This window comes from Flavobacterium sp. 90 (assembly GCF_004339525.1).
In the GTDB taxonomy this organism is placed as follows: Bacteria; Bacteroidota; Bacteroidia; order Flavobacteriales; family Flavobacteriaceae; genus Flavobacterium.
Genome location: NZ_SMGE01000001.1, coordinates 3,082,616 through 3,103,369 on the forward strand (window position 1 = coordinate 3,082,616; position 20,754 = coordinate 3,103,369).

Here is a 20,754-nt window from a genome sequence, read left to right on the forward strand (position 1 = left end):
TTTTATGCTAACTATACTTTATCCTTATCGCAATAGAGAAACAGACCGCGTTAAACGTTCTTTAGATTCTTTAATCGAGCAAACCAATCATGATTTTAAGGTAATTTTGGTAGATTATGGTTCTAACATTTCTTCGGCTTCAGAGATTAAAAAACTTGTTTCATCTTATACTTTTGCAACCTATATTTACAATTTTTCAGAACTTCAGCCTTGGTCAAGAGCCAAAGCTATAAATATTGGATTAAGAAATGTTACAACAGATTATGTCTTTACAGCAGATGTGGACATGATTTTTAGCCCCAATTTTATTGCAAAGTTACAAGAGTTAAAAAATCCATTAAAAGCTTATTATTTTAAAGTTGGTTTTTTGAATGAGAAAGAATCTCTGACTATACAGCCATTTGACAATTATACTGCCGATTTTAGCAGCGGAGTTGGTGCTCAGGGATTATCGCTGTTTTCTATCGAGCAGATTAGAAAAATTAATGGTTATGATGAGTTTTTGCATTTTTGGGGAGCTGAGGATATTGATATTCATAATCGACTAGAAAGGATAGGTGTAGAAAGTATTTTTTATAATACTGAAATTTTAATGCTTCATCAATGGCACAAAAGTTATCGTAGAGAGGAAACAGAAATTCTTGCAAAAGATTTACAACTAACAAATGTGGTTCAAATAAATCATCACCATTTGTTATTCAACAATGAAAATGAAAAGGCAGCGGTAAATAATGAAAATTGGGGAAATGAATTTTCAGCATTAGATTTTCAAGAATTAAAACAAGATCATACACAGAAAATATTGCTTAATAAAGTAGATGTAATAACTCATTTTTTATTTTATGAATTGGCAAATTTTAAAAACGGAATTATCAATGTTAGTTTTATAAAAGATGATTTTCAAGGCTCTTTAAAATATAAAATAAAGAAATTACTGAGAAAAAAAGTTCCAAAATACTATTCGTTAAAAGAAATTAATGACATGATTTTACTTCATATAATTTCATTTTATCATACTTCTCCTTACACTTATGAAGTCAGTGATGATTTAAAAAAAATTACTTTTAAAATAAAAAAATAAGAAAGATTTAAATTTTATTATTTTTACGCAAATCCTGAAAAAATGCCTCAAGTAATTCTGATTTCACAAGTTCCTTTGCCCTATTCCAAAATTGGAAGCTGGACAACTTTATATCATAATTATTTAAGTAATAATCATAAAGTTGACTATATTATTTGCGAGAAACCAGAACGATTATATCCTGAAATACAATATCAATTAGTTCCTGATACTTTCGAATTAAAAATACAAAAGAAAATTTCCAAAAATCCATATTTAGGTTATTTTAAGGCTCTTGGCAAAATTCTTGAAAAAGAAGATAAATTCATTATTCAAATTGTAGATAATTTTGGAATTGTAAAATCTCTTATTGAATTTTTGGAAAAGAACGGAAAGAGAAAGCAATGTTTTCTTCAGTTTTTTTATCATGGATTTCCACCGTTTTACGAGAATTTTACCGGAAGATGGTTTTTTGAAAATATTGATGAAATGGTTTTATTAACCCACGATTCTTATAAAGTACATAAAGAGTATTATACTATTTTACCAACAAAATTTTCAGTACTTCATAACGGAATTGATACTTCAAAATTTCACAAAATATCAATTGAAGAAAAGGCAATGTTAAAAACGAAGCTGAATATTACCAGTAAAAAAGTATTTGTCTGGTGTTCGCAAGACCGTCCTAAAAAGGGATTAGAAATTATTCTGAATGTATGGAAAAGAATCTATACTCAAGATAAAGATATTAGTCTACTAATAATTGGAGCAAATCGAGACGTAAAGATCGACGGAGTTTCTTTTTTAGGAAAGATTCCTAATGATGATTTACCTCAATATTATCAAATTGCCGATTGTTATTTGTTTTCTACGCTTTGTCATGAAGGTTTTGGAATGAGTTTAATTGAAGCCTTACATTGTGGTTGCTATTGTATCGCTTCTGCAAATGGTGGAGTTCCAGAGGTTTTGCAATACGGAAAACTTGGAAAATTAATTGACAACCCAAACTTTACAGAAGATTGGATTGAAGCAATACAAGAATTTTTATATCAGGATGAGCGCAATAATTTTACTATTCCTGAAAATTTATATTCCATGCAAAATTGGAACAAGACTATGAATACAATAATTGAAAATGCTAAAAAGAACTTGAGCTAATGAAAACAATTGCTATAATTCCGGCACGTGGAGGCTCAAAACGTATTCCTGAAAAAAACATTCAGATTTTTGATGGTTTGCCTTTATTAGCGCATTCTATTATTTATGCCCAAAAGAATAAAACACTAATCGATGACATTTATGTCTCAACAGATAATGTTGAGATAAAAAAAATTGCATTACAATTTGGTGCGAAAGTTATTGATAGACCAGCATCAATTTCAGGAGATTTAGAACCTACTATTTCGGCACTTAAACATGTTTTGGAATCTATTGATACAAGTGATGTCGAAAATGTAGTTTTATTACAAGCCACAAATCCTTTGCGACCGGATAATTTGTTGAATGAAGCATTTGAGATTTATAATAGTAAAGGTTATGATAGCTTGTTTACTGTTTCAAGGAATCATCAGAAATTTGGAAAAATAATAGAAGGCAAATATCAACCTTTCAATTATACAATTGGACAAAGAAGTCAGGATTTGGAACCACTTTTTTTTGAAAATGGATTATTATATATTACAAAAACGCACTTGATTATGAGTGGTATTGTAATTTCAGAAAATGCTTTTCCACTAGAAGTGGAGCATGCTTTTGCAAAAGTTGATATCGATACCTTAGAGGATTTAGATTATGCAAATTTTATCAATACAATGATAAATGATAAAAAATAATATTTGTTTTTAATCTTAAAAGAGCGTGGATTATTGTTTTCATAGTAACTCTTTTTCAATGATATGAACAGATAAAAAAGAAACAATTAGTAGTTTTAAAAAACAATAAATTTAAAAGTATATTTATTTAGGAATGAAGAATCCATACATAGAAATAGCAGGTCGAAAAGTTGGGGCAGATTACGCACCTTTAGTAATTGCAGAGATAGGAATTAACCATGAAGGATCTCTAAAAGTAGCTAAGGAAATGGTCGATGCAGCGCAAAGAGCAGGTGTTGAGGTCGTAAAACATCAGACACATATTGTAGAGGATGAAATGAGTGGAGCTGCAAAAAAAGTAATTCCCGGAAATGCAGATGTTTCTATTTATGAAATTATGGAGCGTTGTTCTTTAAATGAAGCTGATGAACTTGAACTTAAAAATTATGTAGAAAGTAAAGGCATGATTTTTATTTCGACACCATTTTCTCGTGCAGCAGCAGAAAGGCTTAAGAAATTTGATATTCCTGCTTATAAAATTGGTTCAGGTGAATGTAATAATTATCCTTTGCTGGAACACATTGCTTCTTTTGGAAAACCAGTTATTTTAAGTACCGGAATGAATACCATAGAAAGTGTTCAGAAAGCAGTGGCAATTTTTGATAAACACAAAGTGCCAGTTGCATTATTACATACCACTAATTTATATCCAACACCAATTCATTTAGTAAGATTTGGTGCGATGACGCAATTACACGAAGCATTTCCGGATAAGGTTTTTGGACTAAGCGATCATACTTTAAATAATAATGCCTGTTTAGGAGCAGTTGCTTTGGGAGCAAGTATTCTTGAACGCCATTTTACAGATCATATGCAGCGAACAGGTCCGGATATTGTATGCAGTATGGATGAAAAAGCATGTCAGGAATTAATTATTGGTTCTGCCGAAATTGCTCAAATGCGCGGTGGATCTAAGGAACCAGCGAAGGAAGAGCAAGTTACAATCGATTTTGCTTTTGCTACAGTTTGTACAATTACTCCAATTAAAAAAGGAGATGTTTTTACAAAAGAAAACATATGGGTAAAACGTCCGGGAACAGGCAAAATATTAGCAGAACATTTTAATGATTTAATAGGTAAAACTGCGACACGAAATATAGAGAATGACGAACAATTAACTTGGGAGGATATTCAATAAAATAATAATGAAAAAAATCCTTTTTTTAACCGGAACCCGGGCTGATTTTGGAAAAATTAAATCATTGATTTCAATTCTTGAAAAGCAAGAAGAGTTTGAAGTTTTTGTATTTGTTACAGGCATGCATTTGCAAGAGGAATATGGTTATACTTTAATTGAAATCGAGCGTTGCAATTTTAAAAACATTCATGTATTCGAAAATTATACGCACGAAACCACAATGGATTTAACTCTTGCAAAAACTATTGAAGGCTTATCAGGTTATTGCAAAGAGATTAATCCGGATATGATTGTAGTTCATGGAGATCGTGTTGAAACACTTGCAGGTGCAATAGTTGGTTCTCTTAATAATATTCTTGTTACACATATAGAAGGAGGCGAAATATCCGGAACTGTAGATGAATTGATCAGACATAGCGTGAGCAAATTAAGTCATATTCATTTTACCTCAAATGCCGAAGCTAAGAAACGACTTTTGCAAATGGGCGAAATTCCCGAATCTGTTTTTGAAATTGGTTCGCCGGATATCGATATTATGTTTTCGGATCAATTACCGCAACTTGACACAGTTAAAGAATATTATCAAATTGATTTTGATCAATATGCTATCGTCATGTTTCATCCGGTTACAACCGAGTTTAGGCATATGCAAAAGTATGCAGACGATTTTGTAAGTTCATTACTTAGTGATACTCATAATTATGTTGTTATTTTTCCAAACAATGATTTAGGAAGTCAGTTTATTATTGATGCTTACAATCGAATAAAAGATAATTCAAGATTTAGGATTTTTCCATCATTGCGATTTGAGTATTTCCTTACTTTATTAAAAAATAGCCAATTTATAATTGGTAACAGTAGTGCAGGAATTCGCGAAGCTCCTTATTACGGAATTCCTATTATAAACATTGGTACCAGACAAAATAACCGCTCAGTTCATGCAGATATTGTAAATGTAGACTACACTTTTGATAGTATTAAAGAAGCATTGTCGATAATTGATACCCATCATGTTCAGATTTCAGATGCAGAATATGGAGATGGAAATAGTACACAATTATTTCTGGAATCACTTTTAAAAAACGATCTTTGGCAACTTAATCACCAAAAACAATTCAGAGATAGTTAGATGTTAACAGTAAGTAATTACCACTATATCAGAAATAATTTTGACGCTAAATATCCAAGCATATTTGGCGTAACTCCATTAAAATTTAAAGAGCAGTTATTGTTACTTAAAAATGAAGGAGATATTATTAAACCAAAAGAACTGCTAAAAGATATAGATGGAATATTGCAATCTTCGGAAAATAAGTTCTTAATTACTTTTGATGATGGATTGAAAGAGCAGTTTGATTTTGCAGTCCCTATTTTAGATGAACTTGATATTCAGGCAATATTTTTTGTTAATTCAATGAATCATCAAGAAAAAAAGGTGAGTACAGTTCATAAAATTCATCTTCTAAGATCGATTATTTCTACTTCTGAATTTTTAGAAAAAATTTATAATATTGATGGTTTTAGTTTTTCCAATTCAGAAAAAGATAAAGCTGAGGCAACTTATATTTATGATGATAAAAATAGTGCCGTTCTAAAATATATTCTGAATTTTAAATTGACTTTCAATCAGCAGGAAAAAATTGTAAAAGAGTTGTTTGATATCTATTTTAATGAAGATGAGGTTTTATCTTCATTATATATGTCAGAATATAATATTAAAGAACTGGCAAAAATAAATTGTCTCGGAAGTCATACACATAGTCATTGTCCGTTAGGTTTGCAGACTTCTGATGTTATTAAATTTGAATTAGAAAATTCAAAAACATTTTTGCAAAAATTAACCAATTCAAATATAGATATGGTATCATATCCATACGGAACTGCGGAAACGTGCACAAATGAGGTTGCTGCCTTTGCAAAAGAAGAAGGATACCAAATAGGATTTACAACAAAAAGAGGGAAAAATACTTTTGCAGAAAATCAATTACTATTAAATAGATTTGACTGTAATGATCTTCCCGGAGGTAAAAATTATAGATAGAAAAATATTATGATAACTAGAGAAGCTACAATCGAAGATTGGGACATCCTATTAACTTTTTTTAAAATTATATATAGAGAGAATCATCCTCTTCATCAAAAAGAGTTTTGGGATTGGCAATATGGAGATGAAAAATATGGACGCTCTTTTATTTGTTTAAATGACAAAGGTGAAGTAGTTGGACATGTGGGAGCTAATTTTGGTGGAGGTTTAGCATGGATTATAAATGTATATCTAAACGAAGAATGCCGAGGGAAAGGTGTTTTAGGTAAATTATATGAACTGGCGAGACAATATTATCCTTTAGCAGCTACTGCAGCAAATGCAGCAGGATTAGGATTGTATAGAAATATGCGCTGGATTCGTTACTATGATTTGGTTAGATATGTAAAAATAAATCCAAATTGCGAAGTAAAAACAATTGATAACGTTTGTAAAGAGATTACAGTTGATGTTGATCATTTGATACAAAAAGAAACACATTATTTTAGGCAGCCATCCTTAAAAGGAATTGTTCTTAGTGATGGTTCTACAGCAGTTAGTCAGGAAAATGTGGGAGGATTGAGAGTTGTAGATGTTAATAATCTCCAGAAATTGGAAGAAGAAGCATGGTCACTAGGCTATTTATGGATAGATTATATAACATCTTGGAATGACTTAAAAGTTAAAGATTTAGAGAAAAATAATTGGGTATTAGACCATGAAAGTATCGTGCCATGGAGGTTGAATCCTCTTGAGGAAAATTATTTTTGTGATATTACTTTTCTTTCAGAACTTCCTTTAGATAATGAATTTATAGTACATAGATCTTATTCTGATCACGGTCGAATAGGTAGTTTAAAATAAAAAAATGCAAAATAAAAAAATACTCATATTTCTTCCTGACGGAATTGGTCTACGTAATTTTGCTTATTCTAATTTTTATAATGTAGGTCAAAATGAAAATTTTGAAGTTACTTTTTGGAACAATACGCCTTTTAATTTGACAGAACTGTCTTTTAAAGAAATCAAAATTGAAAGTTCAAAAAGTAATATATTAACGGAAGTTTATAAAAATTCAAGGAAAGAAATTGAGCTCAATTTAAATATAAAAAAAACGAACGATAAGGTTTATGATTCTTATCGATTTCCTTTGCCATATAAAGGGATAAAGAAAACTCTAAAAAGTGTCGCAATACGCTTTTTAACCTTTGCTTATTCTACAGATAGTGGACTTATTAAAATAAGGAGAAAAATATCCCGATTAGAAAGGAAAACACTTTATTATGATCAAAGTATAAAAACCTTGCAAAAAGAGAATCCGGCAATGGTTTTTTGTACTAATCAACGTCCTTTAACTGCAATTGCGCCAATATTAGCAGCAAAAGATCTGGGAATTCCAACCGCTGCATTTATCTATTCATGGGATAATTTACCTAAAGCGATGATGGTAATAGAAACCGATTATTATTTTGTATGGAGTGATTATATGAAAGAAGAATTGTTATTTTATTATCCATATATCAAAGAAGAAAATATTTTTGTTACGGGCACACCTCAATTTGAAATTCATTTTGATAAAAAAAGGTTACTTTCCAGAGAAGACTTTTTCCAGCAAAATGAGCTTGATCTAACAAAAAAATACATTTGCTTTTCCGGAGATGATGTTACCACAAGTCCTGATGATCCTAAATACTTGGAAGACGCCGCACTTGCAATTCAGAAAATGAATGATAAAGGATTCAATTTAGGAATAATTTTTCGAAGATGTCCGGTAGATTTTTCGGGACGTTATGATGAGGTTCTACAAAAATACCCGGATATACTCAAAGCAATTGATCCTTTATGGAAGCCATTTTCATCTTCCTGGAATACGATTTTACCAACAAAAGAAGATGATTATCTGTTATCTAATTTAGCAGAACATTGCGAAATGGTTTTAAATCTAGGATCTTCAATGGTTTTTGATTTCGTTTCTCATGAAAAACCATGTGGTTATTTTCGTTACAATCAAAAAGTACAATTAGATAAAACTTGGGACATTTTTAAATGTTATAGATATGTACATTTTAGATCGATGCCTGATAAAGATCCGGTTTTCTTTATGGACGACCCGGATTCAATTTCAGATGCAATAGAAAAAGTATTAAAACAAGAAGGAGAAATTCTTATAAATACTAAGAAATGGTTTGAAAAAATTAATCAGCATCCGCCACAACTTGCTTCTCAACGTATATTTGAAGCTATGAAAAAAATAATTGCATAAATTTTGAGTCCAATCTCATTAAGATAGCAAGTAAATGCACCATTATTATCTAATATTGATTTTACCATATGTTTTTTAACTCTCTGGCTTTTGCCATTTTTTTACCAATCGTTTTTTTCTTGTATTGGTTCGTTTTTAATAAAACAAAAAGCACTCAAAATGCTTTATTAATTGTTGCCAGCTATTATTTTTATTCTTGCTGGGATTGGAGATTTTTATTTCTGTTGGTTTTTTCTACTTTCTTGGATTACTATACAGGAATTCAAATTGAAAAAGGAAAAACAGAACGAAATAGAAAATTTTGGTTTTGGCTTAGCATTTTGACTAATTTAGGATTTCTGGGAGTTTTTAAATACTACAATTTTTTCGCTTCATCATTTGCAGAACTATTAAATAATGTTGGTTTTAAAGCGAGTCCAATTTTGCTTAATGTAATTCTTCCGGTTGGAATTTCATTTTATACTTTTCATGGATTATCATATGTTATCGATATTTATTATAAACGAATAAAAGCCGAATACAATTTTGTAGATTATTCATTATTTGTAAGTTACTTTCCGTTATTAGTTGCAGGACCAATAGAAAGAGCTACACATTTACTGCCTCAGGTAAAAATAAAAAGAGAATTTGATCTTCAGATGGCTAAAGATGGCGTATGTCAGATTATTTGGGGATTAGTCAAAAAAGTTGTTATTGCAGATACTTGTGCTACTTATGCCAATGCTATTTTTGATCATTATACAGGTATGAATTCGTTCTCTCTAATTTTGGGTGCAATTTATTTTGCCTTTCAGATTTATGGAGATTTTTCAGGATATTCAGATATCGCACTTGGAGTTTCAAAACTCTTTGGTTTAGATTTACTTAGAAACTTCAATTACCCTTATTTCTCAAGAGATATTGCAGAGTTTTGGCGTCGTTGGCATATTTCGCTTTCTTCCTGGTTTAGGGATTACCTTTATATTCCACTTGGAGGAAGCAAAGGTGGACTTTGGATGAAAATCAGAAATACCTTTATTATTTTTGTTGTGAGTGGTTTTTGGCACGGAGCAAACTGGACTTACCTCGCTTGGGGTTTCATAAATGCAATCTACTTTTTGCCATTATTGTTGTCCAATAGTAACAGAAACAATATTGATGATGTAAGAATTTCTTGGAATTTTGATTCGGTAAAAGTGATGTTGAGTATTCTTTCTACTTTTTTAATTACTTGTATTGCCTGGGTATTTTTTAGAGCAAAAACAATTACCGATGCTGTTTTATATTTAAAAAGAATTGTCACCAATAGAGATTTTGGTTTTCAATATTTAGACAATGAACGTTACAGTTATGAGTTGTTGGCAATGATAGGATTATTTGTTTTGGTTGAATGGAATAGTCGCACCAAAACAGAACCACTTTCAGGTAATAAGAGTACATTAAAAATTGCACTGGCAATACTTGCAATTATGGCTTTTGGAACATTTTCGGATTATAAGGAATTTATATATTTTCAATTTTAATGAAACGTTTTTTAATTTATATTACTAAAATTTTTGTAGTAACGATTTTAGTTGCAGTTGTTTTAGACGGAATTTATACTGCTGTTTTTTTACAAACAAAAAACAGAGGAAAAATTGAAGATGTATATAATTCAAAACCTAAAAAATTTGATGTTGTTTTTTTAGGATCTTCTCGAGCTAATAATCATTTTGTTGCGCAAATGTTTGAAGATAAAGGATTGAAGTCTTTTAATTATGGAATGAGTGGCGGACATCTATTTGAAGCATCGTTGCTTTTAAAACTTATGATCGAAAGAAAATATGTTATAAAAAATGTCATTTTAGAAGCCGATTTAAATTTATCAAACGAAGATGAAGCAGAAGGAATCTCAGCTTTGTTTCTCCCTTACATCCATAACTCTGAAACTATAAAAGAGCATTTTTCAAAAGAAGATAACTTTAAGGAATTGTATTACATTCCTTTTTACAGATATATTAAATACGGTACCAAAATAGGATTTAGAGAAACATTATTTGCGGCGATCCATAAAAAGACAAATCAGTTGGATAATCTTGGATATCATCCGTTAGAAAAGCACAAAAATGGCAATATGAAAAATAATATTGTAAATCTAAAACTACTTCCTCATAATAAATATTATGAAGAGATTAAAAATATTTGCAAGGCCAATAACATTAATTTTATCGCAGTAATGACGCCAATGTGCGAAAATGTTGTTGGGATGAATTATTTTGACAAAGTAAAAAAAGCATATCCGGAAATTCATAATTATGAAAATGTAGTAATCGAAAATAAATATTTTTCTTCTTGTGGTCATATGACTGATGAAGGTTCAAAAATTTTTACAGCCAAAATTCTAAAAGATTTTTTTCAGAAATAACATAGCATTTTAAGTATTCTATAATTTTTAATGATGAAAAATTTTTTATTTTTTGTGCTCAAAATATTGATATTGACTCTTGTGATTGCAGTAGTTTTAGATTTGATTTATTCAAATTCTTTTTCTGTTTCAAAAAATAGAGGGAAAATAGGATATGTATTCAATTCCACTCCCAAAGATTATGATGTTGTGATATTAGGTTCATCCAGAGCCAATAATCATTTTGTGACACAAATGTTTGAAGATCGAGGGTTGGTAACTTTTAATTTTGGTATGCAAGGTTCTAAGTTATTTGAGTCTGATTTAGTTTTAAAGCTGCTATTGGAAAAGAAGAATAAAATAAAAAATTTAATTATTGATGTTGATGTAACCCTAAGATCAAGAAATAATTCTGAAGCTACAATTTTAAAGTTTTATCCTTATTTAAAATCTTCTTCAGCAATAAAAACACATTTCAGGCTTTTACCTGATTTTAATGCAAATTATTATATTCCATTTTATAGGTACTTAAAATACGAAACTAAAATAGGTTTTAGGGAAATGTTTTTTTGTACTATTAATAAAAAAAGCAAAGAGCTGGATTATGGAGGATATCATGCTTTAGAAAAAAGTCAAACAAGTTTAGAAGAGAATTTATCTAAAACCGATCCTTCAAGAAATCAATACTACGAAGAAATAAAGCAAATTTGCAAGGCAAATAAAATTAATCTGATCGCTGTAATGACGCCAATGTGTGAAAACGTTAAAGGATTTGATTATTTTAAAAAAGTAAAGAAGATATATCCGGAAATTCATAACTATGAAAATGTTGTAATCGAAGATAAATATTTTTCTGATTGTGGGCATATGAATGATGAAGGAGCAAAAAAGTTTACAGCCATAATTCTAAAAGATTTTTTTAATAAATAAATGCATATATCATTTTTAACACCAGAATTTCCTCATGAGAAAGTTGCTCATGCAGCCGGTATTGGTACAAGTATTAAAAATTTGGCTGAAGCTTTAACAAAAGAAGGAATAAAAGTTACTGTATTTGTGTATGGGCAAAAAACGCAGGAAGTATTGATCGAAAATGGACTTGAAATTCATCTGATAAAAAATAAAAAATTCAAATTTTTTGGATGGTTTTTTCATAGAAAATATATTCAGCAATATTGTAACTCTGTAATTAAACAAGAACATATAGAACTTTTAGAAGTAATAGATTGGACAGGGATTTCGGCTTTTATGAATTTTAAAGTTCCAATTGTAATGCGTTTTCACGGAAGTGACGCTTATTTTTGTCATTTAGAAAAACGAAAACAAAAAGCTAAAAATTTTTGGTTTGAGAAATTAGCGGTCAAAGGGGCGAAGGACTTTATTGCTCCAACAAAATTTGCCGGAGAAGTATCGAAGGAGCTTTTTAAAATAAAAAATAAGGCAATTACAACTATTTACAACGGTATTGAATTGGGATGTTTCCAGAATAATAATCCTGAAATATTTGAAAAAGAATCAATTTTATATATTGGAACTTTAATTAGAAAAAAAGGAGTTTTGGAATTACCGGAAATCTTTAATAAAGTTAGAGATGTTTTACCTCACGCAAGATTGATCCTGATTGGTGGTGATTCTTACGATATAAAAACAAACTCAAATTCAACTTGGAAATTAATGCAAAATCAATTCAAAAATGATGATTTGAAAAACGTTAGTTATTTAGGAAGTATTTCTTATAGCGAAGTCCAGAACTATATAAAAAGAGCAAATGTCTGTGTTTTTCCAAGCTTTGCAGAAACCTTTGGAATGGTTACAATTGAAGCAATGGCGTTGCAAAAAGCGATCGTAAATAGTGATATTGGCTGGTCAAAAGAGTTGATTATAAACGAAGAAAGCGGTTTTTTGGTTCATCCTGAAAATCATGATTTATATGCTGAAAAAATTATTCAATTGTTGAAAGATGATTTGTTTTGTTTGCAAATGGGTAAACAAGCCAGAACCAGAGTCGAAGACAATTTTGACAGCAATAAAATTGCCAAAAGAAATATAGAATTTTATCAGAAAACAATTAATCAAAATAAATAGAAAAAATGGTAATTGTTTATCATCAAAATAATAAAGTTGTTGAAATTCAATATGATGAAAAGCGTATTGACTTCGAAAAATTAAATATAACTAAAGCTTTATTTAAAATAGCCAGTTTATATTCGGATCAATTAATTATCTGGTGTCATGTTGATTTAAAGACAAATTTAAATCTTTCAAAACTCCAGGAAATTTTTCATCATAATAAAATAATAGCATCTTATAATGTTTCTGAAAGTACATTTCTACCTGAAGCAATTGGTTATGTTGATGGATCTCCTTTTATGAAAATCAAAAAAGAAGTACGTTATCCAACCTGGCAAATGAGCAGTTCCGTGGGAGGTGCTCACGCATCAATTTTATTGTCTTTCAAAGATAAAATTAAAGAGTCTGATAACTTTGATTATTTTTTGAATTCACTAGCAAAGTTGGCAATGCCTCTTGGTCTTTTATGTTATTCAGAGCCAGCATTTTTAAATGATTTTTCAGATAAAAAAGGAAAGGATAAACAAAGCTTATATATCTTATTCCGATTTGTAAAACAACATTATAAAGTAAGTTGGGGGTTTTTATTGTTGCTCAATTTGTTCTTATATGAGAAAAAAATTGCCCTTTTGCCCTTTATTAATAGTTTATTTTACCGTAGAAGAGTACTTAATAATGATTTATTGGATAGTATTAAAGTTCAATCTTCAAAAAAAATAGTAGAGAAAGGTACTATAGATGTAATAATTCCGACCATTGGAAGAAAAAAGTACTTGTACGATGTATTAAAAGATTTGTCAAAACAAACGCATTTACCAAAAAAAGTAATTGTAGTTGAACAAAATCCAAATCCTGAAAGCACATCAGAACTTGATTATATTGCAGATGATAATTGGCCATTTGCAATAAAACATATTTTTACACATCAGGCTGGAGCTTGTAATGCAAGAAATGTAGCTTTGGCTGAAGTCGAGAGCGAATGGGTTTTTCTTAATGATGATGACAATAGATTTGAAATAAATTTAATAGAAAAAACTCTTGAAAATTGTATAAAATATGGTTCTGAGGTTGCAAGTAACTTTTATCCAAAGATTAATGAAGAAAGAAAAATTAATCTTGTAAACCAAGCAGATTTTTTTGGTTCTGGAAATAGTTTTATTACAAGTAGTTTACTTGATAAAGTTTCATTTAGAATGGGTTTTGAGTTTGGTTATGGAGAAGACAGTGATTTTGGAATGCAAATCAGAAATTCAGGAGTTGATATTTTGTATTTTCCTAATCCCGAAATTTTACATTTAAGCGCACCAACAGGAGGATTTAGAACTAAGCCGGTTTTAGCCTGGCAAAATGATGTTGTTCAGCCAAAACCATCACCTACAATAATGCTGTTCAATTTATTGCATAAAACCCCAGAACAGATTAAAGGATATAAATCAACATTGTTTTTTAAATTTTATAAAGTTCAAACGATTAAAAATCCAATTAAATATTGGAGTAATTTTCAAAAACAATGGGCTCAGAGTTTATATTGGGCCAATGAATTAAAAAATAAGATATGAAATTCTCCTTAATCGTTTGTACTTATCTAAGACCGGATTCATTAACTGCATTGTTGCAATCTGTTCAAAATCAAAGTCTTTATCCCGATGAAATTTTAATTGTTGACGGCTCTACAGATGACAGAACAAAAAATGCTTTAAATCAATTCCATTTTAAGAATATAAATTATTTTTTAGTTTCTGATGAAAATAGAGGATTGACAAAACAAAGGAATTTCGGAGTTTCTAAGGTTGCCAGTGATTCAGAAATTGTTTGTTTTCTAGATGATGATACCGTTTTAGAAGAAGATTATTTTTCGGAAATACTTCAAACATTCCATACAAATCCTGATGTTATTGGTGTTGGCGGCGTGGCGATAAATGAATACAAATGGAAACCTCAGATAGAGAATGTTTTTTATAATCCTAAAAAATATTATTTGTTTGAAGGATATGCTTATAAAGAAGGTTTACGAAATGTGATTAGAAATTATTTCGGGCTCGCTTCTAATTTAGGTCCCGGAAAAATGCCGGAGTATTCACATGGTAAAACATGCGGATTTCCATTGACGGGGAAAACTTATGAAGTAGATTTACTGATAGGAATGTCGATGTCTTTTAGGAAAAGTGTTTTTGACAAGATTAATTTTTCAAGATTTTTTGAAGGTTATGGTTTATACGAAGATGCAGATTTTAGTGTAAGAGCCTTACAGTATGGTAAAAATGTAATTAATACAAAAGCAAATTTATCGCATTTTCATGCTGAATCCGGGCGACCAAATAAATACAAATATGGCATAATGGTAGTAAGAAACGGCTGGTATGTTTGGAGAGTTAAAAATTCAAACCCCGGTTTTAATGATCGTTTTAAATGGAATGCCATTACAGTATTACTAACCATCATTAGATGGAGTAATGTAATAACCGAACCAAACAAAAAAGAAGCGTTTACAGAAGCAATAGGTAGAACTGTTGGCTGGTGGAGTTTATTGTTTAATAAACCAAAATTTACGAAATGAAACCTAAAGTTTATATTTACGGCCTTTGTGATGTTTTTTATGACGGATATTATATTAAAGGTTTAAACGAAATATTTGAAAACATTCAATTTAGTGTTTCAAAGTTTCCTGATTTTGCTCAGGGAACTTTTGCTTTTATAATTGAAGAAGATAATGGAGGAGTTCAAAATTTAATAATAGATTCGAAAGATTCATCACAAATTGATAAAAAGGCTCTGGAATGGTGTTCAGTTTATGGTAAAGCAAATTACAATATCGAAAATTTAGAAACATCAGACAAGGCTAAAATTATTGCCATTGGTCCAAGTTTTGGTATTCAGATTTGGAATTTATTAGAAACAGTTTATCACTTAATTTTAAATTTTATCAGGTTTCGAGATTCCATTTCACATAAACGTGAATTTATGGCCAATTATTGGAGACAATATAAGAGATTTGCTTTAAAAAAGTATAAAAACGATTTGTCTTCAGGTAATTACGTTTTTTTTATGAATAGCATTTGGAAACAAGAACCAGAAACGAATAAAAACCGAGCATTGTTTATAGAATCGTGTAAAGACAATACAAATGTTTCTTTTGAAGGCGGATTTGCGGCTAGAAAAGATGGGAATAATTTAGGATTGGATGCTTTAGTTTACTCGGAACGTATTTCTTTAGCAGTATATCTTAAAAAAATAAAAAAATCTGCCTTCGTCTTTAATACACCCGCCGTACTTTCATGTCACGGTTGGAAATTGGCCGAATTTTTAGCTTTAGGAAAGGCCATAATCACAACACCTCATTACAATATATTACCAGCAGATTTGTTGGATAATAAACATGTACTTTATGTCAATAATAGCAATGATATAAAAGAAGCTATTAATAAATTAACAACAAATGTTGATTTAAGAAGGAAATTAGAACGTGAAAGCAGGGAATATTTTGATAAATACCTGGCTCCGGAAAAAGTTATTACAAGATTATTAGAAAAAATATAAAATGAAGTTCGCAATAATTACGCATGTAATTCACTATAAAGTAGGAAATCAATACTTTGGTTATGCACCCTATATACGTGAGATGAATATCTGGCTTAAATATGTTGATGAAGTAATTATTGTAGCACCTTCGTCAAAAGGAAGTCCAACAGAAATTGACTTAGATTATAAACACGATAAAATAGATTTTAGAGATGTATCAGAATTTAGTTTTACCAGTTTAAAAAATAATCTGATATCACTTTATAAACTGCCAAGAATTTTTTGGACAGTCTTTTGGGCAATGAAAAACGCAGATCACATTCATTTGCGCTGTCCAGGAAATACAGGATTGATTGGATGTTTTGTTCAGATTTTATTCCCCAAAAAAACAAAAACAGCTAAATATGCTGGTAATTGGGATCCGGCAAGTAAACAGCCTTGGACTTATAAATTGCAGAAATACATTTTGGGAAATACATTTTTGACGAAAAATATGCAGGTTTTGGTTTATGGCGATTGGAAAAACCAATCAAAAAATATTAAACCTTTTTTTACCGCAACTTACTCAGATATTGAAAAAATAAGTATTCAGAAATTGAATTTTGATTCAACAATAGAATTCGTTTTTGTTGGAAGTTTAGTTGAAGGAAAAAATCCAATGTATGCTTTAAAACTGGTTGAACAATTAGTTAAAAATGGAAAAAAAGCTATTTTAAATTTTTATGGAGAAGGAATTGAACGAGCTTCTTTAGAAAATTATATTAAAGAAAATGATCTGCATGATAATGTTTTTCTTAATGGAAATCAGAATAAAGAAACAGTAAAACTAGCTTACCAAAGAAGTCATTTCGTTATTTTGCCATCAAAAAGTGAAGGTTGGCCAAAAGCTGTTGCAGAAGGAATGTTTTATGGATGTGTTCCAATTGCGACTTCAGTTTCCTGTGTTCCGTTTATGCTGGATTATGGAGAGAGAGGAGTTTTACTCGAGATGGATTTAGAACAAGATATTCAGCAATTAGAAACCATTTTAAATAACGAAATGGTTTTTGATAATAAAAGAATACAAGCGTCAGAATGGTCGCAAAAATATACTTTAAATGTTTTTGAAGAAGAAATAAAAAAATTACTAAGAGAATGAAGCATACTACCAAAACAAAAATTTTTAAAGGGTTATCTGTTTTACCAAATAGATTAGGATATAGTATTTATCATCTTTTGCAAAATATTGGAGGGAATCAATCCTTTGATTCTAAGGTGAAATCAACGAAAAATACTTATGAAAAAGTAGTGGAGATTTTAAGCAAAAACAATATAAATCTTTTAGATAAAAAAATTGCAGAATTGGGCTCTGGCTGGGTTCCAATTTTTCCATATCAATTGATAATTGAGGGAAAAGCAAAAAAAGTTGACACTTATGATATCAATGAACATTTTAATAATAAAGAAATAGAGCAGTTAAATTCTTTTTCTGTCAGTAATCATGATATTGTATTTGAGAAAAAAGGAAAATATAATTTACTCAAAGGAGTTTCTTATTTTCCAAAGACAAACATTTGCCATGGAGATCTTAAGGATATTGATTTGGTTTTGTCTCGATTTGTCTTAGAGCATGTAACACCAAAAGATTTATTCGAAATCCATGATTTTCTGTATTCAAATTTGAAACCGGGAGGATTAGTTTTACATTTAATTTCGCCAAGTGATCACCGAGCGTACTCGGATTCTTCGCTTTCATTGCAAGATTTTTTAAAATATAGTGAAGAGGAATGGAATCAGATTCAGACAAAATTTGATTATCACAACAGACTTAGATTGCCGCAATACCTAAAGATTTTAAGCAAGGATTTTGAAATACTATATTTTGAACATGATGAAATTAATACAGATTCTGATAGTTATAAAAAATTCCGAAAACTAAAAATCCATGAAGATTTCAGTAGTTTTAGCGAACAGGAATTGATGGCTGGAAGTATAAATATACTTTTGAAAAAGAAGGATAAATGAGGATTGTACAAATTATTGATTCTTTAGAGATTGGAGGAGCTGAGCGAATGGCTGTGAATTACGCTAACGTGTTATCTGAAAAAATTGAATTTTCGGGTATAATTTCAACTCGAAAAGAAGGACCTCTCTTAAATCAGATTGATAAAAACGTAGCTTATTTGTTTTTAAATAAAAAGAATAAAATTGATATTAAAGCTATTTTTCGTTTAAGAAAATATATAAGACAAAATAAAGTTGACTTTATTCATGCTCACAGTTCCTCTTTCTTTATTGCTGTTTTAGTAAAATTGACCTTTCCAAAAATTAAAATTATTTGGCATGATCATTACGGAAGTCGTTCAAAAGAATCTAAGAAAGAGAATAGAGTATTAATTTTTATGTCATTCTTTTTTTACTCTATTTTTGTCGTTAATCTTCAATTGAAGGAATGGAGTGAAAAAAATATGCTTTGTAAAAGAATACTATTTATTCCTAATTTCACATTAGATAGAAATGAAGTACAGCGAACAACTATACTAAAAGGAACAGAAGGAAAACGTATAGTCTTTTTGGCAAATTTAAAAAAACCTAAAAATCATATTTCTATTCTAAAAGCTTTTTTAAATTTAAAATTGCATGAATTAGACTGGAGTTTACATCTGATTGGAAAAGATTATTTTGATTCTTATTCTGATGAATTAAAGAAGGTTATGAAATCTAATTCTTTAGAGGAACACATCCATATTTATGGGGAAAGAAGCGATGTGAAAAACATTTTGTCACAAGCTTCCATTGGGATTTTAGCATCAACAGAAGAAGGATTTCCAGTGACCTTACTTGAATATGGGTTAGCTGAATTAGCAGTAGTTTGTACGAATGTTGGATATTGTTCCTCTTTAATAGAAGAAGGAACGACAGGTTTATTATTTGATCCATATTCTGAAAATGAAATAGAGTCTCAATTGATGAAATTAGTAGATAATAATAATCTTAGAAAGAAGTTAGGAATAAATTTTAAACAATCCGTGTTAGAGAATTATTCAGAAGAAATGGTAATTAAAAAGCTAATTTTAGCCTATAAAGAATAAATAATGAAAAGTTTCAAATTATCATATGTTTACCTTCTTATAATTCATGCCGTAATTGGTCTTGCAGTTTTTGCCGTACCTTTTTTGTCTAAAATTTATGCCTTAATAATACCATTAGTTGGCTTGTTATTAGTATTTCGAACTAAGAATAAAAATAATGAAGTGTTATTTGTTGCTGCTTATTTAGTTGGTGTCGAGGTTTTTCTGCGTATGACGGGCGGTAATTTTAATAATGAATATGTAAAGTTTAATGTCATTTTCTTTATGTTTTTAGGAATGGTGTATAGTAACTTTTCAAGAAACGGGATTATTTATTTATTGCTACTGCTTTTATTAATTCCGGCTATTTTAGTTACAACGAATAACTTAGATTTTAATTTTGATATCAGAAAGGCCTTGGTTTTTAATTTATCTGGTCCCGTTTGTTTAGTGTTTAGTGCTTTATATATGTTTAAAAGGAGAATTTTGTTTTCTGATTTACAGCGTATTTTGAGTATAATAGGATTGCCAATTGTTACCACAACAATTTATTTGTTCCTGTACAATCCTAGCGTTAAAGATGTCGTTACTGGAACACAGTCTAATTTTGAAACCTCTGGAGGATTTGGACCAAATCAAGTTTCTACAATTTTAGGATTAGGAATTTTTATTTTTTTTACACAATTAATTTTATTCTCAAAGTCAAAATTTGAGATGTTTATAAACGGAAGTTTATTATTGTTTATTAGTTATAGAGGTGTTGTAACTTTTTCCCGAGGAGGTGTTATTACCGCTGTAGTCATGGTTGTTTTCCTTTTATTTTTACTGTATTATTTCTCAAATGATAAAGGGAAAGTTAAGTTTACTTGGGTCTTTATCTTAACTGGTTTAATGGGTATAGGAATTTGGACTTATAGCTCGTTTCAAACTAGTGGCTTAATTAATAAGCGATATGCAAATCAAGATCAATTAGGAAGAGTAAAAAAGGATCGTTTGGGAGGTAGAGAGGGAATTATGGATGCCGAAATCAAACTTTTTTTGGATAACCCTATTTTAGGAGTAGGTGCAGGATTAAGTAAATACAAAAGAATTGAAGAGTTAGGAGAAGAGATTGCATCACATAATGAAATAACGAGAATGTTAAGTGAGCATGGTTTATTTGGCATTTTTGGACTTTTAATACTTTTTATAACACCAGTTGTCTTATATATTAATAATAAACAACACCTGTACTTTTTTTCATTCTATGTTTTTTGGCTATTGACCATAAATCATGCTGCAATGCGAATTGCGGCGCCTGCTTTTGTCTATGGTTTGACTCTTCTTTCAGTTCAGATTAAAATTCCTGAAAAAGCAGAAAATTCGGTCGATTAAGTTTTCTTTTTTATAATATATTTG

The 20,754-nt window shown here is 29.9% G+C and carries 19 protein-coding genes; all 19 read left to right on the forward strand.

What is annotated here, in order from left to right:
• The first annotated feature begins 4 nt into the window (after nt 1–4).
• Nucleotides 5–1,081 carry a glycosyltransferase family A protein gene (locus C8C83_RS12710; RefSeq protein ID WP_121328885.1) on the forward strand — a complete coding sequence of 359 codons (1,077 nt, stop codon included), beginning with the start codon at nt 5–7 and terminating at the stop codon, nt 1,079–1,081.
• A 42-nt stretch (nt 1,082–1,123) separates the two neighbouring features.
• Complete coding sequence (locus C8C83_RS12715; RefSeq protein WP_121328886.1) at nt 1,124–2,218, forward strand: glycosyltransferase family 4 protein; 1,095 nt, start codon at nt 1,124–1,126, stop codon at nt 2,216–2,218.
• Nucleotides 2,218–2,892 carry an acylneuraminate cytidylyltransferase family protein gene (locus C8C83_RS12720; RefSeq protein WP_132011765.1) on the forward strand — a complete coding sequence of 225 codons (675 nt, stop codon included), beginning with the start codon at nt 2,218–2,220 and terminating at the stop codon, nt 2,890–2,892. Before C8C83_RS12715 ends, C8C83_RS12720 begins: the two co-directional genes overlap by 1 nt.
• A gap of 133 nt (nt 2,893–3,025) precedes the next feature.
• Nucleotides 3,026–4,069, forward strand: coding sequence for an N-acetylneuraminate synthase (gene neuB / locus C8C83_RS12725; RefSeq protein WP_121328887.1), 1,044 nt, complete (start codon nt 3,026–3,028; stop codon nt 4,067–4,069).
• 7 nt (nt 4,070–4,076) lie between these two features.
• Complete coding sequence (gene neuC, locus C8C83_RS12730) at nt 4,077–5,198, forward strand: UDP-N-acetylglucosamine 2-epimerase (RefSeq protein ID WP_121328888.1); 1,122 nt, start codon at nt 4,077–4,079, stop codon at nt 5,196–5,198.
• A complete protein-coding gene (locus tag C8C83_RS12735; RefSeq protein WP_121328889.1) occupies nt 5,199–6,110 on the forward strand; it encodes a polysaccharide deacetylase family protein in 912 nt (303 codons plus the stop codon).
• A gap of 9 nt (nt 6,111–6,119) precedes the next feature.
• Entirely contained in the window at nt 6,120–6,956 is an 837-nt protein-coding gene (locus tag C8C83_RS12740; RefSeq protein WP_121328890.1) for a GNAT family N-acetyltransferase, read from the forward strand.
• 4 nt (nt 6,957–6,960) lie between these two features.
• Nucleotides 6,961–8,355 carry a UDP-glycosyltransferase gene (locus C8C83_RS12745; protein ID WP_121328891.1) on the forward strand — a complete coding sequence of 465 codons (1,395 nt, stop codon included), beginning with the start codon at nt 6,961–6,963 and terminating at the stop codon, nt 8,353–8,355.
• A 68-nt stretch (nt 8,356–8,423) separates the two neighbouring features.
• Complete coding sequence (locus tag C8C83_RS12750) at nt 8,424–9,857, forward strand: MBOAT family O-acyltransferase (RefSeq protein WP_121328892.1); 1,434 nt, start codon at nt 8,424–8,426, stop codon at nt 9,855–9,857.
• Nucleotides 9,857–10,738 carry a hypothetical protein gene (locus tag C8C83_RS12755; protein ID WP_121328893.1) on the forward strand — a complete coding sequence of 294 codons (882 nt, stop codon included), beginning with the start codon at nt 9,857–9,859 and terminating at the stop codon, nt 10,736–10,738. Before C8C83_RS12750 ends, C8C83_RS12755 begins: the two co-directional genes overlap by 1 nt.
• A gap of 81 nt (nt 10,739–10,819) precedes the next feature.
• Complete coding sequence (locus tag C8C83_RS12760; RefSeq protein ID WP_347812788.1) at nt 10,820–11,647, forward strand: hypothetical protein; 828 nt, start codon at nt 10,820–10,822, stop codon at nt 11,645–11,647.
• On the forward strand, nt 11,648–12,802 hold the full coding sequence (locus tag C8C83_RS12765; protein WP_121328895.1) for a glycosyltransferase family 4 protein: 1,155 nt from the start codon (nt 11,648–11,650) through the stop codon (nt 12,800–12,802).
• A 5-nt stretch (nt 12,803–12,807) separates the two neighbouring features.
• Nucleotides 12,808–14,346 carry a glycosyltransferase family A protein gene (locus C8C83_RS12770; protein ID WP_121328896.1) on the forward strand — a complete coding sequence of 513 codons (1,539 nt, stop codon included), beginning with the start codon at nt 12,808–12,810 and terminating at the stop codon, nt 14,344–14,346.
• Complete coding sequence (locus tag C8C83_RS12775) at nt 14,343–15,344, forward strand: glycosyltransferase (RefSeq protein WP_121328897.1); 1,002 nt, start codon at nt 14,343–14,345, stop codon at nt 15,342–15,344. Before C8C83_RS12770 ends, C8C83_RS12775 begins: the two co-directional genes overlap by 4 nt.
• Complete coding sequence (locus C8C83_RS12780; RefSeq protein WP_132011766.1) at nt 15,341–16,324, forward strand: glycosyltransferase family 1 protein; 984 nt, start codon at nt 15,341–15,343, stop codon at nt 16,322–16,324. Before C8C83_RS12775 ends, C8C83_RS12780 begins: the two co-directional genes overlap by 4 nt.
• Nucleotide 16,325: 1 nt before the next feature.
• Entirely contained in the window at nt 16,326–17,444 is a 1,119-nt protein-coding gene (locus C8C83_RS12785; RefSeq protein WP_132011767.1) for a glycosyltransferase, read from the forward strand.
• Nucleotides 17,441–18,310: a class I SAM-dependent methyltransferase gene (locus C8C83_RS12790; protein WP_121328900.1), complete on the forward strand. Its 870-nt coding sequence runs from the start codon at nt 17,441–17,443 to the stop codon at nt 18,308–18,310. Before C8C83_RS12785 ends, C8C83_RS12790 begins: the two co-directional genes overlap by 4 nt.
• Nucleotides 18,307–19,377, forward strand: a complete 1,071-nt coding sequence (locus tag C8C83_RS12795; protein ID WP_121328901.1) for a glycosyltransferase — start codon at nt 18,307–18,309, stop codon at nt 19,375–19,377. Before C8C83_RS12790 ends, C8C83_RS12795 begins: the two co-directional genes overlap by 4 nt.
• 3 nt (nt 19,378–19,380) lie before the next feature.
• On the forward strand, nt 19,381–20,730 hold the full coding sequence (locus C8C83_RS12800; RefSeq protein ID WP_121328902.1) for an O-antigen ligase family protein: 1,350 nt from the start codon (nt 19,381–19,383) through the stop codon (nt 20,728–20,730).
• Nucleotides 20,731–20,754: the final 24 nt, after the last annotated feature.